Here is a 23,521-nt window from a genome sequence, read left to right on the forward strand (position 1 = left end):
CCGCCCAGGCCCGCACACGGGGGAGTGAGCACCAGTGGCCAGCGACACGTCCAACCACCAGACCCACGGGGTACGGCAGCACCGCGCCCCGCGACCGGCGAGCACATCCGGAGGCTCCGGCTTCTGGGTGGTCGGCGCGGTCCTCGTGCTGCTGATGCTCTCCTCCTCCGTACCCTCCGCGCTGTACGTGCTCTACCAGGAGAGATGGGACCTGTCCTCCGGGATGATCACGGTGGTGTTCGCCGTCTACGCGGTCACCGTGCTCATCGGACTGCTGGTCTTCGGCTCGCTCTCCGACACCGTGGGCAGACGGCCGGTGCTCACCGCCGGACTCGTCCTCGCCATCGTGTCGATGCTGCTGTTCGCCGGCGCCCAGGGCCTGGCCTGGCTGCTCGCCGCCCGGGCCGTCCAGGGGTTCGCGGTGGGACTGGCCACCGGGGCCATGGGCGCCGCCCTGCTGGAGCTCGCCCCGCGCTCGCGGCCCGCCCTCGGGGCGCAGGTCAACAGCGCGGGCCCGACCATCGGCATCGGACTCGGCGGCATCGGGGCGGGCGCGCTCGTGCAGTACGCGCCCGCCCCGACCGCGCTCAGCTACCTGCTGCTGGTCGGGGCCTTCGCCCTCTCGCTGGTCGGGGTGTTCCGGATGGGCGAGAGCGCCCCCGGGGCCGGCGGCCCGCTCCGGGTGGCCCCGCACCGCATCCGGGTGCCCGCCGAGGTGCGCGGGCGGTTCGCCGTGCTGGTCCTCACCATCGTCGCCGTCTGGTCCGTCGGCGGCTTCTACCTCTCGCTCGGGCCGCACCTGGCCCTGTCGCTCATCAAGAGCGCCAACTACCTCGTCGGCGGCGCCACCGTGGCCCTGCTCGCCGGCGCCGCCACCGGCGCGCAGCTCCTGCTCGGCCGGGTCGCCGCCCTGCGCACCGCGATCGTGGGGCTGCTCCTGCTGCTCGCCGGCCTCGGTCTGGTCCTGCTCTCCCTCGCGGCGGGCTCGGCCGCCCTGTTCCTGGTCGCCACCGCCGTCCTCGGCAGCGGCTGGGGGGCCGCGTTCCTCGGCGCCTTCCGGGCCCTGAGCGCCCTGGCCGACCCGGCCCGACGCGGTGAACTCACCGCCGCCGTCTACGTGTTCGCATACCTCGCCATGAGCGTCCCCGCCGTGCTGGCCGGCGTCCTGACCAACGTCCACGGCCTGCACCGCACCTCCGTCGGCTTCATGGCGGCGGTGGCGGCCGTCTGCGTGGTGGCGCTGCTGGCCACCGTACGGCTCGGCGCCCGGGGCACCACGACCCGCACGGCGGAAGGAGGCGCGACGTGAGGGAGGCCATGACCCCGCGGCGGCTGCGCACCACCCTGGTCGCGCTGGAACTCTTCGCCGGCCTCACCGAGGAGCAGCTCGACTGGCTCGTCTCCGTCTCGCAGCCCCGGGTGCTGTCCGACGGGGAGGCCCTCTTCCACGACGGCGACCCGGCCACCGACTTCCACGTGCTGCTCTCCGGCGGCCTGGTCGTCACCAAGGTGGTCGACGGCCGCGAGGAGGTCCTCACCCGCCACTCCACCGAGGAGGAGAGCGCCGACTCCCACGACGGCAAGCCCTCCGCCGCCCACCGCTTCACCGGCGAGCTGCCCCTGCTCACCGACGGCGCGTACGTCGCCACCGCCGCCGCCTCGGGGCCCGCGACCACCGTCGTCAGCTACCCCAAGGCCGTCTTCTACGAGATGCTCACCCGCTGCCACGGCGTGGCGGCCGTCCTGCTGCCCGTCCTGGCCTGGCGCATCAAGTCCTCCGAGGTGCAGGCCCGCAAACGGGCCACCGTCGAAGCCCTCGGCACCCTCGCGGCCGGCCTCGCCCACGAGCTGAACAACCCGGCCGCCGCCGTGGCCAGGGCCGCCCAGGAGCTCGGGCCCGCCCTCGACCGGCTCACCCGCACCGCGCACGGCTGGGGCGCCGTGGCCGGCGGGTCGGAGCGGGCCGTGCTCGACCGGCTCGCCGACGAGCTCGACAAGGTCCCGCCGCCCGCCACCAGCGACCCGCTCGCCCAGGCCGACGCCGAGGAGGAGGTGGCCGACTGGGCCGAGGAGACCGGCGCCGAACGCCCCGGTCTGCTCGCCGCCGGCATCGCCGACCTCGGACTGGAGCTCGGCTGGCTGCTGGAGCGCCTCGAAGGGGTCTCCGAGCCGGCCCTGCCGGCCGCCCTCGACCACCTCGCGGCCCTGCTGGAGACCCGGTCGCTGGCCGCCGAGCTGCGGGCCGCCGGCCCCCGGATCTCCCAGCTGGTGGCCGCCACCCGGGACTACGCCAACCTCGACCGCGCCCCCGAGCAGCGGTTCTCCGTCACCGACGGGCTCGAGAACACCCTCGTCGTGCTGCGCTCCAAGCTCTCCGCCGTCACCGTCGTCCGCGCCTACGAGGACCACCTGCCCGAGCTCACCGGCTACCCCAGCGAGCTCAACCAGGTGTGGACCAACCTCGTCGACAACGCGGTCGACGCCATGGACGGGGCCGGCACCCTGACCCTGCGCGCCCGCACCGAGGGCGGCTGCATGGTCGTCGAGGTCCAGGACAGCGGCCGCGGGATCCCCGAGGACGTGCTGCCCCGCATCTTCGAGCCCTTCTACACCACCAAGGACGTGGGCAAGGGGACCGGCCTGGGGCTGCACCTGAGCTACCGGATCGTGACCCAGCGGCACCGCGGCTCGCTCACCGCGCGCTCGGCGCCGGGCGACACCCGCATGACCGTGCGCCTGCCCCTCGCGACGAACCCGTCGTCCGATCCCAACGTGACACCTCAGACAGGGAGTTGAGATGCCGAAGTACGAGATCGAGAAGCTGCACCCGGTGTTCCGCCGCCAGATGGACGCGCTGGCCGCGCTCGACATCGACGCGGTGATGGCGAACTACACGGACGACGCGGTGCTGCTCCGCTTCGAGGGGGTGTCCACCGGGGCGAAGGCCGTACGCGAGACGTTCACCGGATATCTGACGCTGAAGCCGACTCTCGTCGAACTCCAGGAGTACATCGAGACCGACGACACCATCTTCTACCGGGCGATCATGAACCTGAACGGCGAACCGGAGCACGCGTTCGGGACACTCGTCGTCCGCGATGGCCGGATCTGGCGCCAGACCGCGGGATTCGGCAGCTGACCGCGAACTTCTGGGTAGCGTGTGCGGGGACGGCGGCCGAGCCGCCTTCCCCGCATACTCGGACGACAATTAAAAGGATGGTCCATGGAGCAGGAGACCAACCGCGTCGAGGCTTTCAGTGACGGTGTGTTCGCGATTGTCATCACCATTCTGGTCCTCGAGATCAAGGTCCCGGAGCACGGCGGCGACGAGCTCTGGCCCGCACTGGGTCATCAATGGCCGCATTACGCCGCGTACGTGGTCAGTTTCCTCGTGATCGGGGTGATGTGGGTCAACCACCACACCATCTTCAGTCACCTCAAGCGTGTCGACCGCCCCCTGCTCTTCCTGAACCTCATGCTCCTCATGGTGGTCTCGGTGATCCCGTGGACCACCTCGGTCCTGGCCGAGCACCTCAAGGACCCGGAATCGGCCAACGCCGCGGCGATCCTCTACAGTTCGTGGACCGTCGTCTACGCCCTCGCGTTCCTCGGCTTCTGGTGGTACGTCACCCGCGTCGGCCACCTGTTCCACGAACGGGTGGACAAGGGCGGGGCCCGTGCCACCCGGATGCGGTTCGGCCTGGGGGCGATCGCGTACCCCTTCACTGTCGTCCTGTCCTTCTTCTCCGCCACCGCCACACTGGTCGCACACGGGGTCATCGCGATCTACTACGCGGCGAACCAGTTGCCCATCCCGCTCGTGGTGGGAGAAGAGCGGCTCGAAAGCGAAGTCGACCTCATGAAGTAGTCGCCGGGGCCTACGGGCGGGCTAATCGGTCAAGTAGGGTATTGGATCTAGATCTGGGCGGGGGAGGCGCAGATGGCTCGCGGAGTCCTGCCGGAGGAATCCTCGAAGGAAGTCTCCGAATTAATCGACGTACTGATTTCCTTGTTCTTCGAGTCATTACCCCGGCGGGACCAGCGGAACTGGGCCCGCGTATACCTCAACGGCCTTGTTTCCACCACCGGAAAGAAGACCATCCGCAATATCGCCGGAGCCGGCGCGAGCTCCGTGGAGCAGAGCCTCCAGCAGTTCATCAGCAAGTCCCCCTGGGACTGGGCGCCGGTACGGCGCTCCCTCGCGCAGTACCTCGAACGCACCGCCCAGCGGCCGCTGGCCTGGGTCGTGCGCCCCATGGTCATCGAGAAGGCCGGCGACCGCTCCGTCGGTGTCGGCCGCCAGTTCGTCCCCCAGCTCGGCCGCACGGCCAACTGCCAGCAGGCCAGCGGGATATGGCTCGCGTCCAGCCAGGCCAGCTTCCCGGTCGAATGGACCCTCACCCTCCCCGGTCCGTGGACCAGCGAACTCCTGCGCAGGCGGCGCGCCGGCATCCCGGACACCGCCCGCTCCCTGACCCCCTCCCAGGACGCCGTCCACGCCGTCCAGCGCATGGCCGCCACCTGGCAGCTCCAGCGCCGACCCGTGGTGATGGACCTGTCCAACACCGAACTGCCGCGCAGCGTCGACGCGTTGTGCGCACAGGACATCCCCTTCGTCCTCAAGGTCGACGGCTCCCTGCCGGTGGCCTTCGGCGCGGCCGGCCGCCAACGGCCCGGCCCGTACGTCGCCCCGGCCCGCGAGCTCATCGACTCCCTGCGCTCCCAGCGCCGGGTCGTCGAGTGGACCCGGCACGGCCGGGGCGAGGGCGCGGTCACCCTGCTGACCTCGGCCACCGTCCTCGGCGCCCACCACGAGGACCGGCCCGGCCCACCGGCACACCCGCCGCTGCTCCTCATGGGCGCCTGGACCGAGACCGCCCTGCTGCCCACCGAGTTCTGGCTCACCAACATCGGCGACCGGCCGCTCGCCCAGCTCTTCCTGCTCGCCAAGCTCACCGACCGCGTCCAGCTCGACTTCACCGACATCTGCGAGCCGGTCGGCATCCGCGACTTCGAAGGCCGCTCCTTCCGCGGCTGGCACCACCACGCCACCCTCGCCAGCGTCGCCCACGCCGCGACCCTGCTGGCCACCCGCCGCCCCCACGAGGGGCAGGCCCGGCCCGCCGCGCACGACGACGGCCGCTACGGCACCCCGCGACCCGCGCCCGTGCCGCCGCCCCGGCGCCCCCTGAACCCCGGGCGGGCCTCCCGCCACGAGTACATCCGCTGAGGGGGCCGGCCGATGCTGGACATCGCCTCCGAGCTACGCGCGTGGTGTGCGGCCCGGCGGGAGTTCGCCCTGGCCACCGTGGTCGCCGTCAGCGGCAGCGCGCCCCGCGGCCCCGGCGCCTCGCTGGCCGTCGACGACCGGGGCACCGCCCTGGGCAGCGTCTCGGGCGGCTGCGTCGAGAGCGCGGTGCACGAGCTGTGCCTCGACGCCATCGCCTCCGGGGAGCCGGGCCTGCACCGCTTCGGCTACAGCGACGACGACGCCTTCGCGGTCGGCCTGACCTGCGGGGGAGTGCTGGACGTGCTGGTCACGCCGGTGCGCGGGGCCGACCCGGTACGGCCCGTGCTGGGCGCCGTACTGGACACCGCGGCGCGCGGCGGCCGGGCCGCGCTGGCCCGCGTCGTCACCGGCCCGCCCGGGCAGCTCGGCCGCGCCCTGGCCGTGCGCGCCGACGGCTCGTACGAGGGCGACCTCGGCGGACCCGCCGCGCTGGACCGCACCGCGGCCGAGTGCGCCCACGCCCTGCTGCTGGCGGGCCGCACCGCCACCGCGGAGCTCGGCAGCGCGGGGGGCCTGTGCGGGGAGCCGCTCACCCTCCTGGTGGAGTCCGCGGCGGATCCGGCCCGGCTGCTGGTCTTCGGCGCCATCGACTTCGCCGCCGCGCTGGCCCGGGCCGGCTCCTTCCTCGGCTACCGGGTGACCGTGTGCGACGCCCGGCCGGTGTTCGCCACGCCCGAGCGGTTCCCCGGGGCGGACGAGGTGGTGGTCGACTGGCCGCACCGCTACCTGGCCGTCGAGGCCGAAGCGGGCCGGCTGGACGCCCGTACCGCCGTCTGCGTCCTGACGCACGACGCCAAGTTCGACGTACCGCTGCTGGAGCTGGCCCTGCGCCTGCCGGTCGGGTACGTGGGGGCCATGGGCTCGCGCCGTACCCACACCGAGCGGCTGGCCCGGCTGCGCGAGGAGGGGGTCGGCCCCCGGGCGCTGGCCCGGCTGCGCTCGCCCATCGGGCTGGACCTCGGCGCGGCCACGGCCGAGGAGACCGCCCTGTCCATCGCCGCGGAGATCGTCGCCGCCCGGCACGGGGCCTCCGGAGGGCCGCTGACCGGGACCCGGCGGCCCATCCACCGACGGCCGGGAACCGTGGGTTCCACGGGGCCGGTGGGGCCGGCGAGGACCACAGTCCCGTAGGAAAGGACCAGGCGGCCCGGTATGTCCTGGACGATCGTCCCGGGAGTCGTAAAGGTCCGGACATGGGAGAATGAAGTACGTGCGTTTGCCTCGGCTGTCGTCCTGTCGAGGTACCTCCGAACGACTGGGATGTCTGCACGTGCGTTTCCTCAATGACCTCAAGCCGCCGTACGACCTGACGTACGACGACGTATTCATGGTGCCGAGCCGCTCCGCGGTCGGCTCCCGCCAGGGCGTCGACCTCTCCGCGCCCGACGGCACCGGCACGACCATCCCGCTCGTGGTCGCCAACATGACCGCGATCGCCGGCCGCCGCATGGCCGAGACGGTCGCCCGCCGCGGCGGTCTCGTGGTCATCCCGCAGGACATCCCGATCGAGGTCGTCACCGACGTCATCGCGTGGGTCAAGACCCGGCACCACGTGCTCGACACCCCGATCGTCCTGGCCCCGACCCAGACGGTGGCCGACGCGCTGTCGCTGCTGCCCAAGCGCGCCCACGGCGCGGGCGTCGTCGTCGACGACCAGCACCGCCCGATCGGCGTCGTCACCGAGCACGACCTGTCCGGCGTCGACCGCTTCACCCAGCTCTCCGAGGTCATGTCGAGGGAGCTGCTGCTCATCGACGCCGACATCGACCCGCGCGAGGCCTTCACCACCCTCGACGCCGGCCACCGCAAGCTGGCCCCGGCCGTCGACGCGGACGGAAAGCTCGTCGGCATCCTGACCCGCAAGGGCGCGCTGCGCGCGACCCTGTACAGCCCGGCGGTGGACGCGGACGGCAAGCTGCGCATCGCGGCCGCGGTCGGCATCAACGGCGACGTGGCGGGCAAGGCCAAGCAGCTCCTCGACGCGGGCGCGGACGTGCTCGTGATCGACACCGCGCACGGCCACCAGGAGAAGATGATCGAGGCGATCAAGCTGGTCCGCGCACTGGACCCGCAGGTCCCGATCGTGGCCGGCAACATCGTCGCCGCCGAGGGCGTCAAGGACCTCGTCGAGGCCGGCGCGGACATCATCAAGGTCGGTGTCGGCCCCGGCGCCATGTGCACCACCCGCATGATGACCGGCGTGGGCCGCCCGCAGTTCTCCGCAGTGCTGGAGTGCGCGGCCGAGGCCAAGAAGTACGGCAAGCACGTGTGGGCCGACGGCGGCGTCCGCCACCCGCGCGACGTGGCGATGGCCCTGGCCGCCGGTGCGTCGAACGTGATGATCGGCTCCTGGTTCGCCGGTACGTACGAGTCCCCGGGCGACCTCCAGCAGGCCGCCGACGGCCGCCTCTACAAGGAGTCCTTCGGCATGGCGTCCGCGCGCGCGGTGCGCAACCGGACCTCGGACGAGTCGGCGTACGACCGCGCCCGCAAGGCGCTGTTCGAGGAGGGCATCTCCACCTCGCGCATGTTCCTCGACCCGACCCGTCCCGGCGTCGAGGACCTGATCGACTCGATCATCGCCGGTGTCCGCTCGTCCTGCACCTACGCCGGTGCGGGCTCCCTGGCGGAGTTCGAGGAGAAGGCCGTGGTGGGCATCCAGTCCGCCGCGGGCTACGCCGAGGGCAAGCCCCTCCACGCCTCCTGGAGCTGACGCTCCCGGCCCGCGGGGGCTCCCGCCCCCGACCCGGTCCCGACGTTCCGGGCCCGACCCGTTCCACCCGCCGCGCCGGCGGAGCCCTCCGTCGGGTTCCGCCGGCGCGGCGCGTTTTCCCCCGCACGGCCCCTTGACCTAGGTTGTGGATCACCGTCGAGCGCCCGAGGGGGGAACGTGGTCGTCACTCTGTCGGTGGATCCCACTCCGTCATCACCCGGTCTGGTGCTGCGGCCCTGGTCACCTGAGGACGTCGAAGCGCTCCTCGCGGCGCACCGCGACCCCCTCCTGCAGACCTGGCTCGCCACGCACCTCGACGGCGAGGACCAGGCGCGCCGGTGGATCGTCGACCAGGGCGCGGGGTGGAGCGCGGGGACCCGCTTCAGCTTCGCCGTGCTGGAGTGCGGGGACGGGCGGACGGGGGCGGGCCCGCCCATCGGCCATGTCGCGCTCAAGCGCGGGAGCCGTCCGCAGGACCCGGCGGAAGTCGGCTACTGGACCTCGGCGGGGGCCAGGGGCCGGGGAGTCGCCCCCCGCGCCCTCGACGCCGTCTCGCGCTGGGCGCTCGGTCCCCGGACCGGCATGCGTCTGGACCGGCTGCATCTGATCCATGCGTCCGGCAACGCGGCGTCCTGCCGTGTCGCCGAGAAGAGCGGGTACGGTCTCGACTCGGTGCTCCCCCCGTATCCACCCGCCTTCCGCACCGAGGGGCACCTGCACGTGCGGACGGCCGCCGACGGAGTGCGACGGTCCGGGTGCGGGCCGGGCCGCCGCGGCACGTCGGGGGGTTCGGGCGCGACGCCGTAGGGCAGTCGGGGGGTTGGGGCGCGGCGACCGGGCGTGTGCGCGGACGGGGACGGGGCGCAGCTGATAACCCGTCACCTGTCGCCCTGCCTGCCGCCACCCGGAAGGGGTCGGTCCATGCCGCACGCGCCCACCGCCCGACGACGTCTCCACCGCCTGCTCACCACGGCCCTCGGCGCAGTGCTCGCGGTGACGGCCGCCACCGCGCCCGCCCGGGCCGACGTGGGGGACGTCACGGAGTTCCCGATCACCACCGTCGCCGACGGCTTCCCCGCCGGCATCACCGCGGGACCGGACGGCGCGCTGTGGTTCACCGAGTCCGGCGTGGGCCGGATCGGGCGCATCACCACCCGCGGCGACGTGACCGACTACGCCCTGCCCACCGCGGACGGCTTCCCGTTCGACATCACCGAGGGTCCCGACGGCGCGCTCTGGTTCAGCGAGGGGGTCGCCGGCGTGATCGGGCGGATCACCACGAAGGGCCGGGTCACCGAGTTCCCGCTGCCCTGGGCCGGCGCGTACCCGCTGGGGATCACCCGCGGGGCCGACCGGGCGCTGTGGTTCGCCGACGGGGGTACGAACTCCATCGGGCGCATCACGACGAGCGGCCGTGCCGTCTCGTACCCGATCCCCACGCCGGACGCCTACCCGTACCACGTCGCGGCGGCCCCCGACGGCTCGGTGTGGTTCACCGAGATCATCGCCGGCAAGATCGGCCGGGTCGACCGGTCCGGCACCGTGACCGAGTTCGCGCTGCCCACCGGCTACGAGTTCCCCTCCGACATCGCCTCCGGCCCCGGCGGGATGTGGTTCACGGCCTCCGACCGGATCGGGCGGATCAGCCCGTCCGGCACGGTCACCCTCTACCTGCGGCCGCACCAGGACGGCGGAGCCGACGGGATCACCCGCGGACCCGACGGGAACATGTGGTACGCCGACCAGTCCGGCTACATCGGCCGGATCACCCCCTACGGGCGGATCACCGAGTTCCCCGTGGCGGGCGGTGCGGACACGGTGCCCTTCAACATCGCCACCGGCCCCGACCGGAACATCTGGTTCACCGAACTGATCGGCAACGCCGTCGGCCGCCTCCAGGCCCTGCCGGGGCCCGCCGCCGGCCCGTACGCCGCCGCCCCGGCTCACGCCCCGGCCCGGCCCTCGACCCGGGCCTTCGACCCGGGCCGGCTCCCGACCCGGGCTCCCGTCCCGGCCCTGGCCCTCGCCAAGGCCAAGGCCCACGCCCCGGGCCGGGCGGCCCACCGCCCCGTGCGTCCCGCGCGGCGGCTTCCCTGCGCACCGGCCGACGGCCGCGGGGTGCCGGTGCCCTGCCGCTGAGCCGCGGGTCGGCCCCCGCCGCCGGGACGCACGGGCCGGCCGGCGACCCGAGTCGGAAGGGCTCTCACCCGGACGCGGGGCGTGCGCCGCGCACACCCGCCCGAACCACCCGATGTGTTCCCCATCGCATCCCCATGCGGAGTTGGACCGAAGCCGGAGCCGCGCCGTCCGCAGGACGCGCGGGGCCCTCATGCCGCCATCGGTACAGCGCCGCACCGCACGTTCCAGCCAGCAGTCGGAGGTTTCGCATGCCCTTGCAGTCCTTTCCCCTGCCGTGTCCGAGGGAGGGGTTCCACCGTCCGGCACCCCGACAGGCGCTCACCACCGGCCTGGTCACCGCGGCACTGCTCGTGCTGACCGTCCCCACGGTCGCCGCCGGCCCCGCCCAGCCGACGTGCTTCGGCCGCCCGGCGACGATCACGGGCGCGGGCATCGTCGACGGAACGCCGGGCGACGACGTCATCATCGGCTCTCCCGGGGAGGACACCGTCGACGGCAAGGGCGGCAACGACCGGATCTGCGGCCTCGACGGGAAGGACCTGCTCATCGGGGGGCTCGGCGACGACCGGATCGATGCCGGTCCCGGCGACGACATCACCGTCGGCGACGTGCGCACCGCGAGCGGCGACGCCCACGGCGGGGGCAACGACCTCCTGCTCCTCGGGCCGGGTGACGACGCCGCCACCGGCGACAGCCTGGCCATCGACGGCGACGTCTCGGGAGGTGGCCGCGACCGGATCGAGGGCGGACTCGGCGACGACCGCATCGCGGGAGACAGCACCACGTTCTCCGGCCGCGCCACGGGTGCGGGCGATGACACCCTCCTCGCCGGCCCGGGTCTCCTGGACACGCTGACGGGAGACGGCAACGCGGCCCTCGGCGCCGACGGGAGCGGGGACGACACCCTGGACCTCGGCGCGGACGGCGGGTACTTCGTCGTCGGAGACCACAACACGTTCACGCCGGGAGCCACGGCGACCGGCGCGGGCGACGACCGGATCCTCGGCGGGTCCGGAGCCGAACTGCTCATCGGCGACAGCGCCGCGGACGACTCCTCCGACGCCGGCAGGGACCGGATCGACGGAAGGGGCGGGAACGACGTCCTCTTCGGCGACAACACCGACGTCGACGGCACCAGGACCGTCGGCACTGCCGGCGGGCGGGACCACCTCGACGGCGGTGCCGGGGACGACGCGTTGCGAGCAGGCCCGGGCGACGACCGCCTCGACGGCGGGCAGCAGACCGACGACTGCGACGGCGAAGCCGGCACGGGTGACACCGCAGTGCACTGCGAGACGGTCGTCGGTGTCCCGTAGGCACCCGGCAGGGGTCGTCGCCGGGCCCGTCGCCGTGCTGCACGGCGACGGGCCCGGCGAGGGCCGTGACGGGGTACTGCCGGCGACGCCGCGCCCGCCTGCGGAACGCCGTCCCGGACGGTAGCCGAGGGAGCGGTGCGGGCACGCAGGACCCTGGAGACGGGCCTACCCCACGAAGCCCTCCTCCCGGAGCGACCGCGCCACCGCGGCGCCGAGGGCCGCGTGCCCGGCGTCGTTGGGGTGCAGCCCGTCGGCCAGGTGCTCGGGGCGGAGCAGGGGCAGGCCCGGGAGCACCGCCAGCCGGCGGTCACCGGCGAGGATCCGCTCCCGGACGGCCCGCTCCATCGCGGCCCGCAGCTCCGCCAGCGTCGCACCGAGCTTGTTCGGGACGGCCTCCGCCCCGGGCCGCAGGACGGGGGAGACCAGCAGGAGCGGGGTCTGCGGATGCCCCTGCCGCACCAGTTCCAGGAACGCCCGCGTGGTCTCGTACAGCAGGGGTGCCGAGAACGGCACCCGCGACCAGCAGTTGGTGCCGAAGGCGAGCGTCAGCACGTCCGCGGGTAGGGACGCGAGCTGCTCGGCCACCACCAACTCCCCGCGCGCCGCCCCCGCGTAGCCGAGGTTGACGGTGTCGACGCCGAGCGCGCGGCCGGCCACCGCGGTCCAGCCGTGCGCCGGCCGCGTCGACCACCAGCCCTCGGTGATCGAGTCGCCGTGCACCACCCACCGCGGGGCCGCCGGCGCGGGCAGCAGCGGACCGCCGACGCCGCGCAGCCCGAGGATGAGCGGCGACTGGGTCTCCGGCGGGTGGATCGTGAACGGCCCCGAGCCGGGCGGGAGTTCGATGCGCAGCACGGCCTCGGGCGCGGGCTCGGTGAACACCTCCGACAGGGGACCCGACCGGTTCCACAACGCGAACCCGTGCGCCAGGTCGCGCAGCGCGTCCGTGGGCCCGGGCACGGTCGCCCGGTAGCTGATCTCCACCGCGTGCGCCCGCGGCGCCGTGAACTCCAGCCGCACCCCGATCGGCAGCGTGGCCCGCTCCCCGGTGTCCCACGGCAGCCGCTCGGTGTCCGCCGGGTCCGCCCGCAGCGCGCGGCCGCCGTCCCGCCAGGCCACCCCGCGGAGGAAGGGGACCGGATCCAGCCATTCGCCCGCGTGCACGCCCATCGCCACTCGCCCCGCCTCCGATCGCCGGTACCGGCCCCCTGCCGGTACCCCCGCCGCACCGCCGCACCCCTCCCAAGACTGCCCCGCGCGGGCCCCCGCGCCACCCCTTCCGAGCCCTTCGGGCGGGCACACCATCCGCCAGATCTGACGAACCGTCAAGTTCGGTCGCAGAGCGTTACCGCGCAGTGATCTTTCACCTGCGTGCAACAAACACCCATCCTGGACAGATGTGCGCAATGATCGTGCGTCAATATGCAAGGATGGTGCATTACGGGCGGTTACCAGCTGCTCGTAGGCTCACTCGCTGTACGTGGAGTGGCGAGACCGCCTGCTCGGCGGTCCCCCTAGCTCCTGCCTGACCAGGCACTGCTCTGCTCCGGACCGCCGCGGTCGACGCCTTCCCCGATCCGCGACGAACAAGGAGTCCCTCCGTGCTGGACCACGGCCAGGCGCCCCCCGCCTCCCCTGCCACCGCGCCCTCGCGGCTCGGCGGCAACCCGCTCCTCCGGCGCAAGCCGGTCGAGCGCTTGGTCGCCGAGGGCGGCCAGGGCGAGGGCGGTGCGCTGAAGCGCTCCCTCACCATGTGGCAGCTGACGATGATCAGCATCGGCGCCACCCTGGGCACCGGCATCTTCGTCGTGCTCGGCGAGGCCGCTCCCAAGGCCGGCCCGGCCGTGACGATCTCGTTCGTCGTCGCCGGTCTGACCGCGCTGTTCTCGGCCCTGTCCTACGCCGAGCTGGCCGGCTCCGTCCCGGTCTCCGGCTCCTCGTACTCCTACTCGTACGCCACCATGGGCGAGTTCATCGCCTGGATCTGCGGCTGGTGCCTGGTCCTGGAGTACGCCGTCTCGGTCGCGGCCGTCGCCGTCGGCTGGGGCGAGTACCTCAACGAGCTCCTCGACGGGACCCTGGGCATCACCATCCCCGAGAAGCTCGCGGCCGCGCCGTTCGGCGAGGGCGGTTACATCAACCTGCCGTCGCTGGTCGTCGTGCTGCTCTCGATGGTCTTCCTGATGCGCGGCGCCAAGGAGAGCGCCCGGGTCAACTCGATCATGGTCGGCGTGAAGATCGTCACCCTGCTGCTCTTCATCGGCATCGGCGTCATGGGCATCAAGGCCGGCAACTACACCCCGCTGGCCCCGCTCGGCGTCACCGGCATCAGCGCCGCCGCGTCCACCCTCTTCTTCTCCTACATCGGCTTCGACGCCGCCTCCACCGCCGGTGAGGAGGCCAAGAACCCGAAGAAGGACCTGCCGCGCGCGATCATGCTGTCGCTGGGCATCGTCACGATCCTCTACGTCCTGGTCGCCTTCGTCGCCGTCGGCGCCATGCCGTGGAAGGACTTCGGGGGCACCGAGGCGGCGCTCGCCAAGATCATGACCGACGTCACCGGCCACAGCTTCTGGGGCGTGGTCCTGGCCGCCGGCGCCGTCGTCGCCATCTTCTCCGTCGTCTTCGCCGTGCTCTACGGCCAGACCCGCATCCTCTTCGCGATGTCCCGCGACGGCCTGGTCCCCAAGGTCTTCGCCAAGGTCGACGAGAAGACCGGTGCCCCGCGCGCCAACGTCGTGATCGTCTCGATCTTCTGCGGCGTGCTGGCGGCCTTCATCCCGCTCGGCGAGCTGGCCAACGCCACCAGCATCGGCACGCTCTTCGCCTTCGCCCTGGTCAACGTGGCCGTCATGATCCTGCGCCGCACCCGCCCGGACATGCCCCGCACCTTCAAGGTGGCGCTCTTCCCGATCACCCCGATCGCCGGCTTCATGGCCTGCGCCTGGATGATGTACAACCTGCCGACCGCCACGTGGATCGCGTTCGGTGGCTGGATGGCCGTCGGCCTCGTGGTCTACTTCCTCTACGGCATCCGCCGATCGGAACTGGCTACCGCAGAGAAGTGATCCACCCGCAGTGCGACTGAACGATCTCGACGAACGCATCGTGCACGCCCTCGCCGAGGACGCCCGCCGCTCCTACGCCGACATCGGCTCCGAGGTCGGGCTGTCCGCCCCCGCCGTCAAGCGACGGGTGGACCGGCTGCGGGCGGAGGGGGCCATCACCGGCTTCACGGTCCGCGTCGACCCCGCCGCCATGGGCTGGGAGACCGAGGGCTTCATCGAGATCTACTGCCGCCACAACACCTCGCCGGACGACATCCGGCGCGGCCTGGAGCGGTACCCGGAGGTGGTGTCCGCGTCGACCGTGACCGGCGACGCGGACGCCCTGGTGCAGATCTTCGCCTCCGACATGCGGCACTTCGAGCGGGTGCTGGAGCGGATCGCGGGCGAGCCCTTCGTGGAGCGCACCAAGTCCGTGCTGGTGCTCTCGCCGCTGCTGCGGCGGTTCTCGTCGGGCTCCCCGGCCTGACCGACCCGCTCGTCCGTACGGCCCGGCGGCCCGGGCGCGTGACGGGACCCCCGTCCCCCTCACGCGACCCGCGGCCGGCCGGGCCGTACGCGTACCGGCCGGCCGGGCCGTACGCGTCCCGGGTACCCGGGCCGGCCGGGTCCGACGGGGCCTACTCGTTCGACTGCGGGTACTCCGGGATCCAGGGCAGCACCTTCCAGTCGCCCGAGCCGGCCTTGACCTTCTCGAACGGTGCCGAGCTGGTGCACGGCAGCGGCTCGCCCTCACCCGGGACGCCGACGGCGGCCCAGCTGTAGCCCAGCCGGTCGTGCCGGCCCAGGTCGTGCACCGTCACCCCGACCCGCTTGCCGACCGCGGGGGCCGCGACCCCGTCCGCGCGGGTCACGATCCCGGTCACCACGGCGACGTTGCCCCCGGTGACCAGGCAGTCCACCTTCACGTCGGCCGAGGCGCCCCACGTCCCCGTGTAGTGGCTGAAGTGGAAGGTGCCGGTGGCCTTGCGCGGGTCCATGTTGTCCTTCGCGGCCAGGTGCGCGTCGACGGTGAAGGTGATGTCGTCGCCCGCCGGCCGGTAGAGCTTCGCGGTACCCGTCAGCGCCGCCGCCTCGCGCCGGTGCCCCGACGAATCGTTGTCCGCCGCCGCGGCGGCCGAACCGGCCGCGCCCGCCGTGAGGAGGAGGGCGGTGGCGAGTGCGGCGAGACGGGTGCGGCGGTGGGCGCGGATGGCGTTCATGATGACCCTTTCGGCAGGTCAGGGGCGTGATCCCCGGGGCTCCTCCCCGGTGCCCCCTACTCTTCCGGTCCGCCGTCCGGGCAACATCGGACCACGGGACCCATCCGCTCACCCGTACGGCGGGGACCCCCTCCACCCGGCGGATGAGACAGGACCGTGCAACGAATCGCCGCAAGGGGCGGTGAACGCGCAACGAATCGGTCGGCGCCGCGCAACGGTGGCGCCTTGTCCGGGTCGAACGGTGACCCGTACGGTCTAGAAGTCCCCCAGGAACAGACTTTCGCCCCAGACGCGCCGGACCGTCCCAGACGCTCCCGACGTCGCAGGTGTACCAGTCGCCCCCACTCGCCCCAGAGGTTCGCCCATGTCTTCGCTGCGCACCGCACTCCTCCAGAGCTCCGGAAGACTCGGCGACGTCGCCGAGAACCTGAAGGCGCTCGACGAGGCTGCCGAGCGCGCCGCCGCGGCCGGGGCCGGGCTGCTGGTCGCCCCCGAGATGTTCCTGACCGGCTACGCCATCGGCGAGGACGTCCCCAAGCTCGCCGAGTCCGTCGACGGCATGTCCGCGCGGGCCATCGGCGACATCGCCCGCCGGCACGGCCTGGCGGTGCTGTACGGCTACCCGGAGCGGGACGGGGACACGGTCTACAACTCCGCGCAGCTGATCGGCCCCGAGGGCACGTCGCTCGCGAACTACCGCAAGACCCACCTCTTCGGCTGCTTCGAGCAGGAGAGCTTCACCCCGGGGGACACCCCGGTCGTGCAGGCCGAGTACGCGGGCCTGACCATCGGCATCCTGATCTGCTACGACGTGGAGTTCCCGGAGAACGTACGGGCCCACGCGCTGGCCGGGACCGACCTGCTGCTGGTGCCGACCGCGCAGATGCACCCGTTCCAGTTCGTGGCCGAGAGCCTCGTGCCGGTCCGCGCCTTCGAGAGCCAGATGTACGTCGCGTACGTCAACCGCACCGGCCCCGAGGGCGAGTTCGAGTTCGTCGGCCTGTCCTGCCTGGCGAGCCCCGACGGGACCACCCGGACCCGGGCCGGCCGCGGCGAGGAGCTCGTCCTCGGAGAGGTGGACCCGGAGCTGCTGCGGGCCTCGCGCGAGAACAACCCGTACCTGCGCGACCGCCGCCCCGGACTCTACGAGTCGCTCCTCTGACCTGACGGATCCCCCCGGATCCCGCCCCCGAGACCGCTCCGCAAGGGTCTCCCGGATCTGCCCCCGGATCCGGACCCGGCGCCCCCCTCCTCGCGCCGGAACCGCTCGCCTGCCACACCACCCCCGCGCAAGGAGTCGTACCCCATGACGTCCACGGTGCCCACCGCCGTCCCGCACACCGACGGCCAGCCGCCGATCACCATGTTCGGCCCGGACTTCCCGTACGCCTACGACGACTTCCTCGCGCACCCGGCCGGCCTGGGCCAGATACCCGCGACCGAGCACGGCGCCGAGGTCGCGATCATCGGTGGCGGCCTGTCCGGCATCGTGGCCGCGTACGAGCTCATGAAGATGGGCCTCAAGCCCGTCGTCTACGAGGCCGACCAGATCGGCGGCCGCCTGCGCACCGTCGGCTTCGACGGCCCCGAGGCCGAGGGCCTGACCGCCGAGATGGGCGCCATGCGCTTCCCGCCCTCCTCCACCGCGCTCCAGCACTACATCGACCTGGTCGGCCTGGAGACCACGCCCTTCCCGAACCCGCTGGCCGAGTCCACCCCCTCGACCGTGGTCGACCTCAAGGGCGAGACCCACTACGCCGAGACCATCGACGACCTGCCGCAGATCTACCGCGACGTCGCCGAAGCGTGGAACGCCTGCCTCGACGAGGGCGCCGACTTCTCCGACATGAACCGCGCGATGCGCGAGCGGGACGTCCCGCGCATCCGCGAGATCTGGGCCAAGCTCGTCGAGAAGCTCGACGACGAGACCTTCTACGGCTTCCTCTGCAAGTCCGAGGCCTTCCAGTCCTTCCGCAAGCGCGAGATCTTCGGCCAGGTCGGCTTCGGCACCGGTGGTTGGGACACCGACTTCCCGAACTCCATCCTGGAGATCCTGCGCGTCGTCTACACCGAGGCGGACGACCACCACCGCGGCATCGTCGGCGGCTCGCAGCAGCTGCCGCTGCGCCTGTGGGAGCGCGAGCCCGAGAAGATCGTCCACTGGGCCCAGGGCACCTCGCTGTCCTCCCTGCACGAGGGCACCCCGCGCCCGGCGGTGACCCGCCTGCACCGCACGGCCGGCAACCGCATCACGGTCACCGACGCCTCCGGCGACATCCGCACCTACCGCGCCGCGATCTTCACCGCGCAGTCGTGGATGCTGCTGTCCAAGATCGAGTGCGACGACTCGCTGTTCCCGATCGACCACTGGACCGCGATGGAGCGCACCCACTACATGGAGAGCTCGAAGCTCTTCATCCCGGTGGACCGCCCGTTCTGGCTCGACAAGGACGAGGAGACCGGCCGCGACGTCATGTCGATGACGCTGACGGACCGCATGACCCGCGGCACCTACCTGCTGGACGACGGCCCGGACAAGCCGGCCGTGATCTGCCTGTCGTACACCTGGTGCGACGACAGCCTGAAGTGGCTGCCGCTGTCCGCGAACGAGCGGATGGAGGTCATGCTGAAGTCCCTCGGCGAGATCTACCCGAAGGTCGACATCCGCCGCCACATCATCGGCAACCCGGTGACGGTCTCGTGGGAGAACGAGCCCTACTTCATGGGCGCCTTCAAGGCGAACCTGCCGGGTCACTACCGCTACCAGCGCCGCCTGTTCACGCACTTCATGCAGGACCGCCTGCCGGCGGACAAGCGCGGCATCTTCCTCGCCGGCGACGACATCTCCTGGACCGCCGGCTGGGCCGAGGGCGCGATCCAGACCGCGCTCAACGCGGTGTGGGGCGTCATGAACCACTTCGGCGGCGAGACCGACGGCACCAACCCGGGCCCGGGCGACGTCTACGACGAGATCGCCCCGGTCGAGCTCCCCGAGGACTGATCCCCTCCGGAGGACCGGTCCCACCCGACCCAGGGACCGGACCGGTCCCCACCCCCCGGCTCCGGCGCCACCCGCGCCCGAGCCCCCGTGACGACGGGCCGTCCCCGCGCGAACATCGCGGTGGCGGCCCGTTTTCCATGACCGGGACCGGGACCTGGGTGGCTTCGTGCCGCCGCCGCCGCCGCAGCAGCCCGGCCGGGCCGGACCGACGCGACCCGTCACCAGGACCCGGGCCACCGGTCCACGAGAGCGCCGTCCCGGGGTGTGTGGGGGAGGTGCTTGAGGCGGTAGGGCAGGCTGGTCCGGAGGCAGGCCCGGGCCTGGGGTGGCCGGAGGCCAGGGGCGGAGCCCCCTTGCCCCAGGGGTGGGCCTGCCGCAGGGCCTGCAGGCCCTGCCGGGTCAAGCGCCGAGGGGACCCACACACCACGGGGCGGCCCCGCGAAGCCACCCCGGTCCGGGAACGGTCGGGCGGCGAGAGGATCACCGGGCCGCGGAAGGGTCAGCGGACGGGGGCCGGCGTCAGCAGGCAGCGGCCGACCAGGCCGACGCCCTTGTCGAGGGAGTCGGCGAACTCGGCGGCGAGTTCGGGGCGGTCGCGCAGCGTCCACAGCAGGCGGGCCGCGGACCAGGCCGCGTCGCGCGCGCGGTCCAGGCTCCACGCGCCGAGCAGGTGGGTGAGGGGGTCGGCCACCTCGAGCAGGTCCGGCCCGGGCATGAGGTCCTCGCGGATGCGCTCCTCCAGGGCCACCAGCGTGTCGCCCACCCGGTCGAAGTCCGCCTCCAGTTCGGCCGGGGCGCAGTCCAGGGACCGGCAGCCGGCCACCACCGCGAGGGCGAGGTCGTACCCGATGTGCGCGTTGATGCCGGCGAGCGCGTGCTGCAGGGGGCGTACGCCCGGATGGCGGCGGTACTGGAACAGCGGCCGCCAGCACGCGGACACCCGCCGCCCGTCGTACGCGGCGTCCACCGCCGCGAGGTACCGCTCGGCGAACCGGACGGCCAGCGTCGCGGCCGTCCGCGCCTCCGGACACTCCCCGCGGGCCATCCGCTCCCGCAGCTCCCGGGTGACCTCCAGGTAGACCCGGTTGAAGACCGCGACCCCGTCGCGCGGGTGCAGCAGCCCGTCGAGCGCGCGCATGCGCGCGAGCACGGGGTCCAGCGACACCTCGACCGTCATCTGCGCCATGACGCAGAGGGTCCCAGCGCCCGCCCGCGGAGGGGAGCCCTCCCGGCCCCCTTTCGCCGGTTTGGGCGAAGCCCCCGCGCACCCCTGGCGCCCCGGCCGGCGGGGGCGGGCTGACCGTCCGTGTCCGTCCACACGACGAAGCTCGCGTCCGCCGAGGCCGGTTCGTCGTTGCCGGCGTGGTGGAGGTCGGTGATGTGCACGGCGGCGAGACGGCCTTCGGACGTGCGGACGCACAACCACGGCGTGGCGCCCGAAAGTCCGGCGCACCCGGGGGATCAGGTCCAGGTTCCGTGCAGGGGCACCTTCCCGTCGGCGTGGGCCGTGTCCGCGCCGCCCGTCGTGCCGCCCGTCGTGCCACCGCTCGCCGCCCCGCCCGCCGCGCGGCCCGGGCCGCGCTGGCGGAGTACCGCGGCGCCCGCCACCAGGGCGAAGGCCAGCAGGGTGACCAGGGCGAACGAGCCGACCAGCGAGGTGGTGTCGGCGACCGCGCCGATCGCGGAGGGTGCGATGAGCCCCGACGTGTACGTGATCGTCGCGACGCCCGCGATCGCCTGGGCCGGCGCGCGGCCGGTCCGGGCCGCCGCCGCGAAGGCCAGCGGGACCACCACGGCGATGCCGAGCCCGATCAGCCCGAAGCCGGCCATGACCGCCACCGGTTCGCGCACCAGGACCACCAGCAGGCCGCCCGCGGTGGCCAGGACACCGCCGGCGCGCACCGTGCGCACCGGGCCGAAGCGGTCCACGACCCGGTCGCCGACCAGCCGGGCCACCGCCATGGTGAGCGCGAAGGCGGTGGTGGAGGCGGCCGCCAGGCCCGCCTCGGTGTCCAGGACGTCGCGCAGGTAGACCGCCGACCAGTCCAGGCTCGCGCCCTCCGCGAAGACCGCGCAGAACCCGACCGCCCCGATGAGCAGCGCCGACCGCGGCGGCAGCGCGAAGTGCGGCGGCGGCTCCTCGTCCTCCCCGCCCCGCAGGTCCAGTACGCCGCGCACGGCCCACAGGCCCAGCAGCGTCAGGACGAGTGCGGCGACCAGGTGGTGCAGCCGGGCGTCCGTACCGGCGTGCGCGGCGAGCGTGCCCGCGGCCGAGCCGACCAGGGCGCCCACGCTCCACATGCCGTGCAGCGAGGACATGATCGAGCGGCCGAGCCGGTTCTCGGTCTCCACGCCGAGCGCGTTCATGGCCACGTCCGACATGCCCGCCGCGGCTCCGTACGCCAGCAGCGCCACGCACAGGCCGGCGAGGTTGGGGGCCAGGCTCGGCAGCGCGAGCGAGAGGGTCCACAGGGCGAGCAGGCCGCGCAGCGCGGCGCGGGCCCCGAAGCGGTGGTTCACCCGGCCGGCCAGCGGCATCGTCAGGGCGGCGCCGATGGCCGGGAAGGCCAGCGCCAGGCCGAGGGCGCCCGGGCCGAGTTGGGCGTGGTCCTGGATCCAGGGAATGCGGGTGGCGAAGTTGCCGGTGACCGCGCCGTGCACGCAGAAGACCGCGGCGACGGACCGCCGGGCCCGGTTCAGACGGCGCACGCCTATGACGTCGAGGGGTTCGCTCAGCATGCCGCGTAAACTATCAGGAAGGTTGCCTGATAGATAGTCCCGAACCCGCGCCCGATTAGGATTCCCGGCATGCGACCCGCCTCCCCGAGTACCGCGCGCGCCCTCAACGACCGGCACGCCCTGCGCCTCCTCCAGGATGAGGGACCGCTGACCGCCGCGCGCCTCAAGGAGCTCACCGGCCTGTCCCGCCCGAGCGTGGCGGACCTGGTCGAGCGCCTCACCGAGGCCGGCCTGGTCGAGGTCGTCGGCGAGTCCGGCGCCCAGCGCCGCGGCCCCAACGCCAAGGTGTACGGGATCGTCGCCCGCCGGGCCCACCTCGCCGCCCTCGACGTGCGCACCGACAGCGCCCGCGCCGTGGTCGCCGACCTGCTCGGCCGCCCGCTCGCCGAGGCGGACCTGCCCGTGGACGCGGTGGACGAGGCGGTGGCCCTGCTGGAGGAGCTGGCGGCCGGCGTCGGCGCCGAGGCCCTGCACACGGTGTGCGTCGGCGCGCCCGGGCTGGTCGACCCCGCCACCGGCGAACTGCGCGACACGGCCGGCCTGCCCTCCTGGCACCCCGGGCTGGTCGCGGCCCTCCAGCAGCGCCTGCCCGCCCGGATCCTCGTCGAGAACGAGACCAACCTCGCGGCCGTCGCCGAACGCGCCGAGGGCGCCTGCCGGGACACCGACTCCTTCGTCCTGCTGTGGCTCGGCGACGGGGTCGGCGCGGCCGTGCTGCTCGACGGCAAGCTGCGCCGCGGCGCCTCCGGCGGTGCCGGCGAGATCGGCTTCCTGCCAGTGCCGGGCACGGGCGGCCTGCCCTCCGCCACCGGCTGCGACGGCGGCTTCCACAGCCTGACCGGCGCCGCCGCGGTGGCCGCCCTCGCGGACCGGCACGGCTTCGCCGGCCCCGCCGACGCGGCGGTCCGGGCGGCGCTGGCCGCGGGCCCGCCGGCGAAGGCCTTCCTCAACGAGCTCGCCGAGCGGATCGCGCTGGGCGCGGCCGCGGTGGCCGCGGTGCTCGACCCCGGCTGCGTGGTCCTCGGCGGCCACGTCGGCCACGCCGGCGGCGACCCCCTCGCGGCCCGCGTCGCCGACCGGCTCGCGGCCCTGACCCCCGTGGCCACCGCGGTACGGGCCACCGCCCTGGGCGACTCCGCCGTCCTGCGCGGCGCCCTCCTCACGGCCCGGGCCGCCGCCCAGGACGCGGTCTTCGGGGGTTAGGCGGTTCGAACCGCGGCGTCCACGGCGTCCACGGCGTGCTAGCGGGTCCCGCCGCCCGTCGTCGCGGCGAGTCCGGCGACGTACGAGGCGAACGTACCGGTGCCGTCCGCGTGCCCGGGCGCCGTGATCCCGCCGCTCCGGAAGGCCGCGTACGCCCGCCCGAAGAGCGGTACGGGCACCACCGCGCGCCGCTTGCCCCGGGCCGCGTAGTAGGCCCGCAGCCACGCGTCGAGCGTGCGGGTCTCGGGGCCGCCCAGGTCGGGGACCCGCCCGGCCGGCTCGCCCTCGGCGAGCTCCACGAGCCGGGCGGCCACGTCCTCGGTGGCGACGGGCTGGACCGGGATCCCCTTCGGTACGAGCACCACGGGCAGCTTCCCGAGGGCGTCGGCGACCATGTGGAGCAGGTCGTGGAACTGGGTGGCGCGCAGTACGGTCACGCCGAGCCCGGACTCCGCCAGGATCCGCTCGACCGCGAGCTTGCGCCGGTAGTAGGGGAAGGGCACGGCGTCCACGCCCACGATGGAGATGTACACCAGGTGCGCGAGACCGCTGCGCCGGGCGGCCGCCACCAGGTGCCGGGCCGCCTCCTCGTCGCCCTTGCCGGCGCTGCGCGTGGCGCTCGCGCAGTGCACCACCGCGTCGGCGCCGGCCAGGGCCGCGTCCAGACCGGTGCCGGTCAGCAGGTCGACCGGGTACTCGGGGGAGCGGCGGCTGAGGACGCGGACGTCGTGGCCCCGGGCCCGCAGGCGCGCGGTGACGAGCGTGCCGAGGGTGCCGGTGCCGCCGGTGACGAGGATGGTGCTCATGGTGCCGGTGTCCTTTCGTGCGGTGGGTCTTCCGTACACGTGACCGG

At 73.6% G+C, this 23,521-nt stretch carries 20 protein-coding genes; 15 read left to right on the forward strand and 5 right to left on the reverse strand.

Annotation, left to right across the window (positions count from 1 at the left end; genetic code table 11):
- Window positions 1–34 precede the first annotated feature (34 nt).
- The 10 genes from ACIQCH_RS23570 to ACIQCH_RS23615 all read left to right on the forward strand — a co-directional run bounded on the left by ACIQCH_RS23570 (window position 35) and on the right by ACIQCH_RS23615 (window position 11,458).
- Window positions 35–1,309, forward strand: a complete 1,275-nt coding sequence (locus ACIQCH_RS23570) for an MFS transporter (protein WP_402583824.1) — start codon at window positions 35–37, stop codon at window positions 1,307–1,309.
- Window positions 1,306–2,796, forward strand: a complete 1,491-nt coding sequence (locus ACIQCH_RS23575) for an ATP-binding protein (RefSeq protein ID WP_402583826.1) — start codon at window positions 1,306–1,308, stop codon at window positions 2,794–2,796. Before ACIQCH_RS23570 ends, ACIQCH_RS23575 begins: the two co-directional genes overlap by 4 nt.
- A gap of 1 nt (window position 2,797) precedes the next feature.
- Window positions 2,798–3,139 (forward strand): nuclear transport factor 2 family protein, encoded by a 342-nt coding sequence (locus tag ACIQCH_RS23580; RefSeq protein WP_030199171.1) that lies wholly within the window; start codon window positions 2,798–2,800, stop codon window positions 3,137–3,139.
- An 84-nt stretch (window positions 3,140–3,223) separates the two neighbouring features.
- Entirely contained in the window at window positions 3,224–3,868 is a 645-nt protein-coding gene (locus ACIQCH_RS23585; protein ID WP_402583828.1) for a TMEM175 family protein, read from the forward strand.
- A gap of 72 nt (window positions 3,869–3,940) precedes the next feature.
- Window positions 3,941–5,230, forward strand: a complete 1,290-nt coding sequence (locus ACIQCH_RS23590; RefSeq protein ID WP_402583830.1) for an IS701 family transposase — start codon at window positions 3,941–3,943, stop codon at window positions 5,228–5,230.
- 12 nt (window positions 5,231–5,242) lie between these two features.
- Window positions 5,243–6,421, forward strand: coding sequence for an XdhC family protein (locus ACIQCH_RS23595; RefSeq protein WP_402583832.1), 1,179 nt, complete (start codon window positions 5,243–5,245; stop codon window positions 6,419–6,421).
- Window positions 6,422–6,554: 133 nt separating this feature from the next.
- Complete coding sequence (locus ACIQCH_RS23600; protein WP_402583924.1) at window positions 6,555–8,003, forward strand: GuaB1 family IMP dehydrogenase-related protein; 1,449 nt, start codon at window positions 6,555–6,557, stop codon at window positions 8,001–8,003.
- A 177-nt stretch (window positions 8,004–8,180) separates the two neighbouring features.
- A complete protein-coding gene (locus tag ACIQCH_RS23605) occupies window positions 8,181–8,810 on the forward strand; it encodes a GNAT family N-acetyltransferase (protein WP_402583834.1) in 630 nt (209 codons plus the stop codon).
- Between the two features lie 114 nt (window positions 8,811–8,924).
- Window positions 8,925–10,142 (forward strand): hypothetical protein, encoded by a 1,218-nt coding sequence (locus ACIQCH_RS23610; protein ID WP_402583836.1) that lies wholly within the window; start codon window positions 8,925–8,927, stop codon window positions 10,140–10,142.
- 248 nt (window positions 10,143–10,390) lie between these two features.
- Window positions 10,391–11,458 carry a calcium-binding protein gene (locus ACIQCH_RS23615; protein WP_402583837.1) on the forward strand — a complete coding sequence of 356 codons (1,068 nt, stop codon included), beginning with the start codon at window positions 10,391–10,393 and terminating at the stop codon, window positions 11,456–11,458.
- A 165-nt stretch (window positions 11,459–11,623) separates the two neighbouring features.
- On the opposite strand, the gene ACIQCH_RS23620 is transcribed toward ACIQCH_RS23615, so the two are convergent.
- A complete protein-coding gene (locus ACIQCH_RS23620; protein WP_402583925.1) occupies window positions 11,624–12,628 on the reverse strand; it encodes a GDSL-type esterase/lipase family protein in 1,005 nt (334 codons plus the stop codon).
- Window positions 12,629–13,059: 431 nt separating this feature from the next.
- Here ACIQCH_RS23620 and ACIQCH_RS23625 point away from each other — a divergent pair, with 431 nt between their 5' ends.
- Complete coding sequence (locus ACIQCH_RS23625) at window positions 13,060–14,526, forward strand: amino acid permease (protein ID WP_402583839.1); 1,467 nt, start codon at window positions 13,060–13,062, stop codon at window positions 14,524–14,526.
- Window positions 14,527–14,536: 10 nt separating this feature from the next.
- Window positions 14,537–14,992, forward strand: a complete 456-nt coding sequence (locus ACIQCH_RS23630; RefSeq protein WP_030199146.1) for an Lrp/AsnC family transcriptional regulator — start codon at window positions 14,537–14,539, stop codon at window positions 14,990–14,992.
- Between the two features lie 151 nt (window positions 14,993–15,143).
- Here the strand turns inward: ACIQCH_RS23630 and ACIQCH_RS23635 are convergent, their stop codons facing one another.
- On the reverse strand, window positions 15,144–15,725 hold the full coding sequence (locus ACIQCH_RS23635) for a Repetin (RefSeq protein WP_402583841.1): 582 nt from the start codon (window positions 15,723–15,725) through the stop codon (window positions 15,144–15,146).
- Between the two features lie 364 nt (window positions 15,726–16,089).
- On the opposite strand from ACIQCH_RS23635, the gene ACIQCH_RS23640 reads away from it, so the two are divergent.
- Window positions 16,090–16,887, forward strand: a complete 798-nt coding sequence (locus tag ACIQCH_RS23640) for a carbon-nitrogen hydrolase family protein (protein WP_402583842.1) — start codon at window positions 16,090–16,092, stop codon at window positions 16,885–16,887.
- A 144-nt stretch (window positions 16,888–17,031) separates the two neighbouring features.
- Window positions 17,032–18,726 (forward strand): flavin monoamine oxidase family protein, encoded by a 1,695-nt coding sequence (locus ACIQCH_RS23645; protein WP_402583844.1) that lies wholly within the window; start codon window positions 17,032–17,034, stop codon window positions 18,724–18,726.
- A 499-nt stretch (window positions 18,727–19,225) separates the two neighbouring features.
- Here the strand turns inward: ACIQCH_RS23645 and ACIQCH_RS23650 are convergent, their stop codons facing one another.
- Both ACIQCH_RS23650 and ACIQCH_RS23655 read right to left on the reverse strand, forming a co-directional pair.
- Complete coding sequence (locus ACIQCH_RS23650) at window positions 19,226–19,912, reverse strand: DUF5995 family protein (RefSeq protein WP_402583846.1); 687 nt, start codon at window positions 19,910–19,912, stop codon at window positions 19,226–19,228.
- 275 nt (window positions 19,913–20,187) lie between these two features.
- Window positions 20,188–21,465, reverse strand: a complete 1,278-nt coding sequence (locus tag ACIQCH_RS23655) for an MFS transporter (RefSeq protein WP_402583848.1) — start codon at window positions 21,463–21,465, stop codon at window positions 20,188–20,190.
- Window positions 21,466–21,534: 69 nt separating this feature from the next.
- Here ACIQCH_RS23655 and ACIQCH_RS23660 point away from each other — a divergent pair, with 69 nt between their 5' ends.
- Entirely contained in the window at window positions 21,535–22,668 is a 1,134-nt protein-coding gene (locus ACIQCH_RS23660) for an ROK family protein (RefSeq protein WP_402583849.1), read from the forward strand.
- A 38-nt stretch (window positions 22,669–22,706) separates the two neighbouring features.
- Here ACIQCH_RS23660 and ACIQCH_RS23665 read toward each other — a convergent pair whose 3' ends face one another.
- Window positions 22,707–23,474, reverse strand: coding sequence for an SDR family oxidoreductase (locus ACIQCH_RS23665; RefSeq protein ID WP_402583851.1), 768 nt, complete (start codon window positions 23,472–23,474; stop codon window positions 22,707–22,709).
- Window positions 23,475–23,521 lie beyond the last annotated feature (47 nt).

The organism is Streptomyces sp. NPDC093225, assembly GCF_044753805.1.
Classification (GTDB): Bacteria; Actinomycetota; Actinomycetes; order Streptomycetales; family Streptomycetaceae; genus Streptomyces.

What these genes read in the sequence shown, in the direction of transcription:
- ACIQCH_RS23580 (WP_030199171.1), top strand. Translation starts at nt 2,798, where the DNA reads ATGCCGAAGTACGAGATCGAGAAGCTGCACCCGGTGTTCCGCCGCCAG.
- ACIQCH_RS23585 (WP_402583828.1), top strand. Translation starts at nt 3,224, where the DNA reads ATGGAGCAGGAGACCAACCGCGTCGAGGCTTTCAGTGACGGTGTGTTC.
- ACIQCH_RS23590 (WP_402583830.1), top strand. Translation starts at nt 3,941, where the DNA reads ATGGCTCGCGGAGTCCTGCCGGAGGAATCCTCGAAGGAAGTCTCCGAA.
- ACIQCH_RS23595 (WP_402583832.1), top strand. Translation starts at nt 5,243, where the DNA reads ATGCTGGACATCGCCTCCGAGCTACGCGCGTGGTGTGCGGCCCGGCGG.
- ACIQCH_RS23610 (WP_402583836.1), top strand. Translation starts at nt 8,925, where the DNA reads ATGCCGCACGCGCCCACCGCCCGACGACGTCTCCACCGCCTGCTCACC.
- ACIQCH_RS23615 (WP_402583837.1), top strand. Translation starts at nt 10,391, where the DNA reads ATGCCCTTGCAGTCCTTTCCCCTGCCGTGTCCGAGGGAGGGGTTCCAC.
- ACIQCH_RS23620 (WP_402583925.1), bottom strand. Translation starts at nt 12,628, where the DNA reads ATGGGCGTGCACGCGGGCGAATGGCTGGATCCGGTCCCCTTCCTCCGC.
- ACIQCH_RS23635 (WP_402583841.1), bottom strand. Translation starts at nt 15,725, where the DNA reads ATGAACGCCATCCGCGCCCACCGCCGCACCCGTCTCGCCGCACTCGCC.
- ACIQCH_RS23640 (WP_402583842.1), top strand. Translation starts at nt 16,090, where the DNA reads ATGTCTTCGCTGCGCACCGCACTCCTCCAGAGCTCCGGAAGACTCGGC.
- ACIQCH_RS23645 (WP_402583844.1), top strand. Translation starts at nt 17,032, where the DNA reads ATGACGTCCACGGTGCCCACCGCCGTCCCGCACACCGACGGCCAGCCG.
- ACIQCH_RS23650 (WP_402583846.1), bottom strand. Translation starts at nt 19,912, where the DNA reads ATGGCGCAGATGACGGTCGAGGTGTCGCTGGACCCCGTGCTCGCGCGC.
- ACIQCH_RS23655 (WP_402583848.1), bottom strand. Translation starts at nt 21,465, where the DNA reads ATGCTGAGCGAACCCCTCGACGTCATAGGCGTGCGCCGTCTGAACCGG.
- ACIQCH_RS23660 (WP_402583849.1), top strand. Translation starts at nt 21,535, where the DNA reads ATGCGACCCGCCTCCCCGAGTACCGCGCGCGCCCTCAACGACCGGCAC.
- ACIQCH_RS23665 (WP_402583851.1), bottom strand. Translation starts at nt 23,474, where the DNA reads ATGAGCACCATCCTCGTCACCGGCGGCACCGGCACCCTCGGCACGCTC.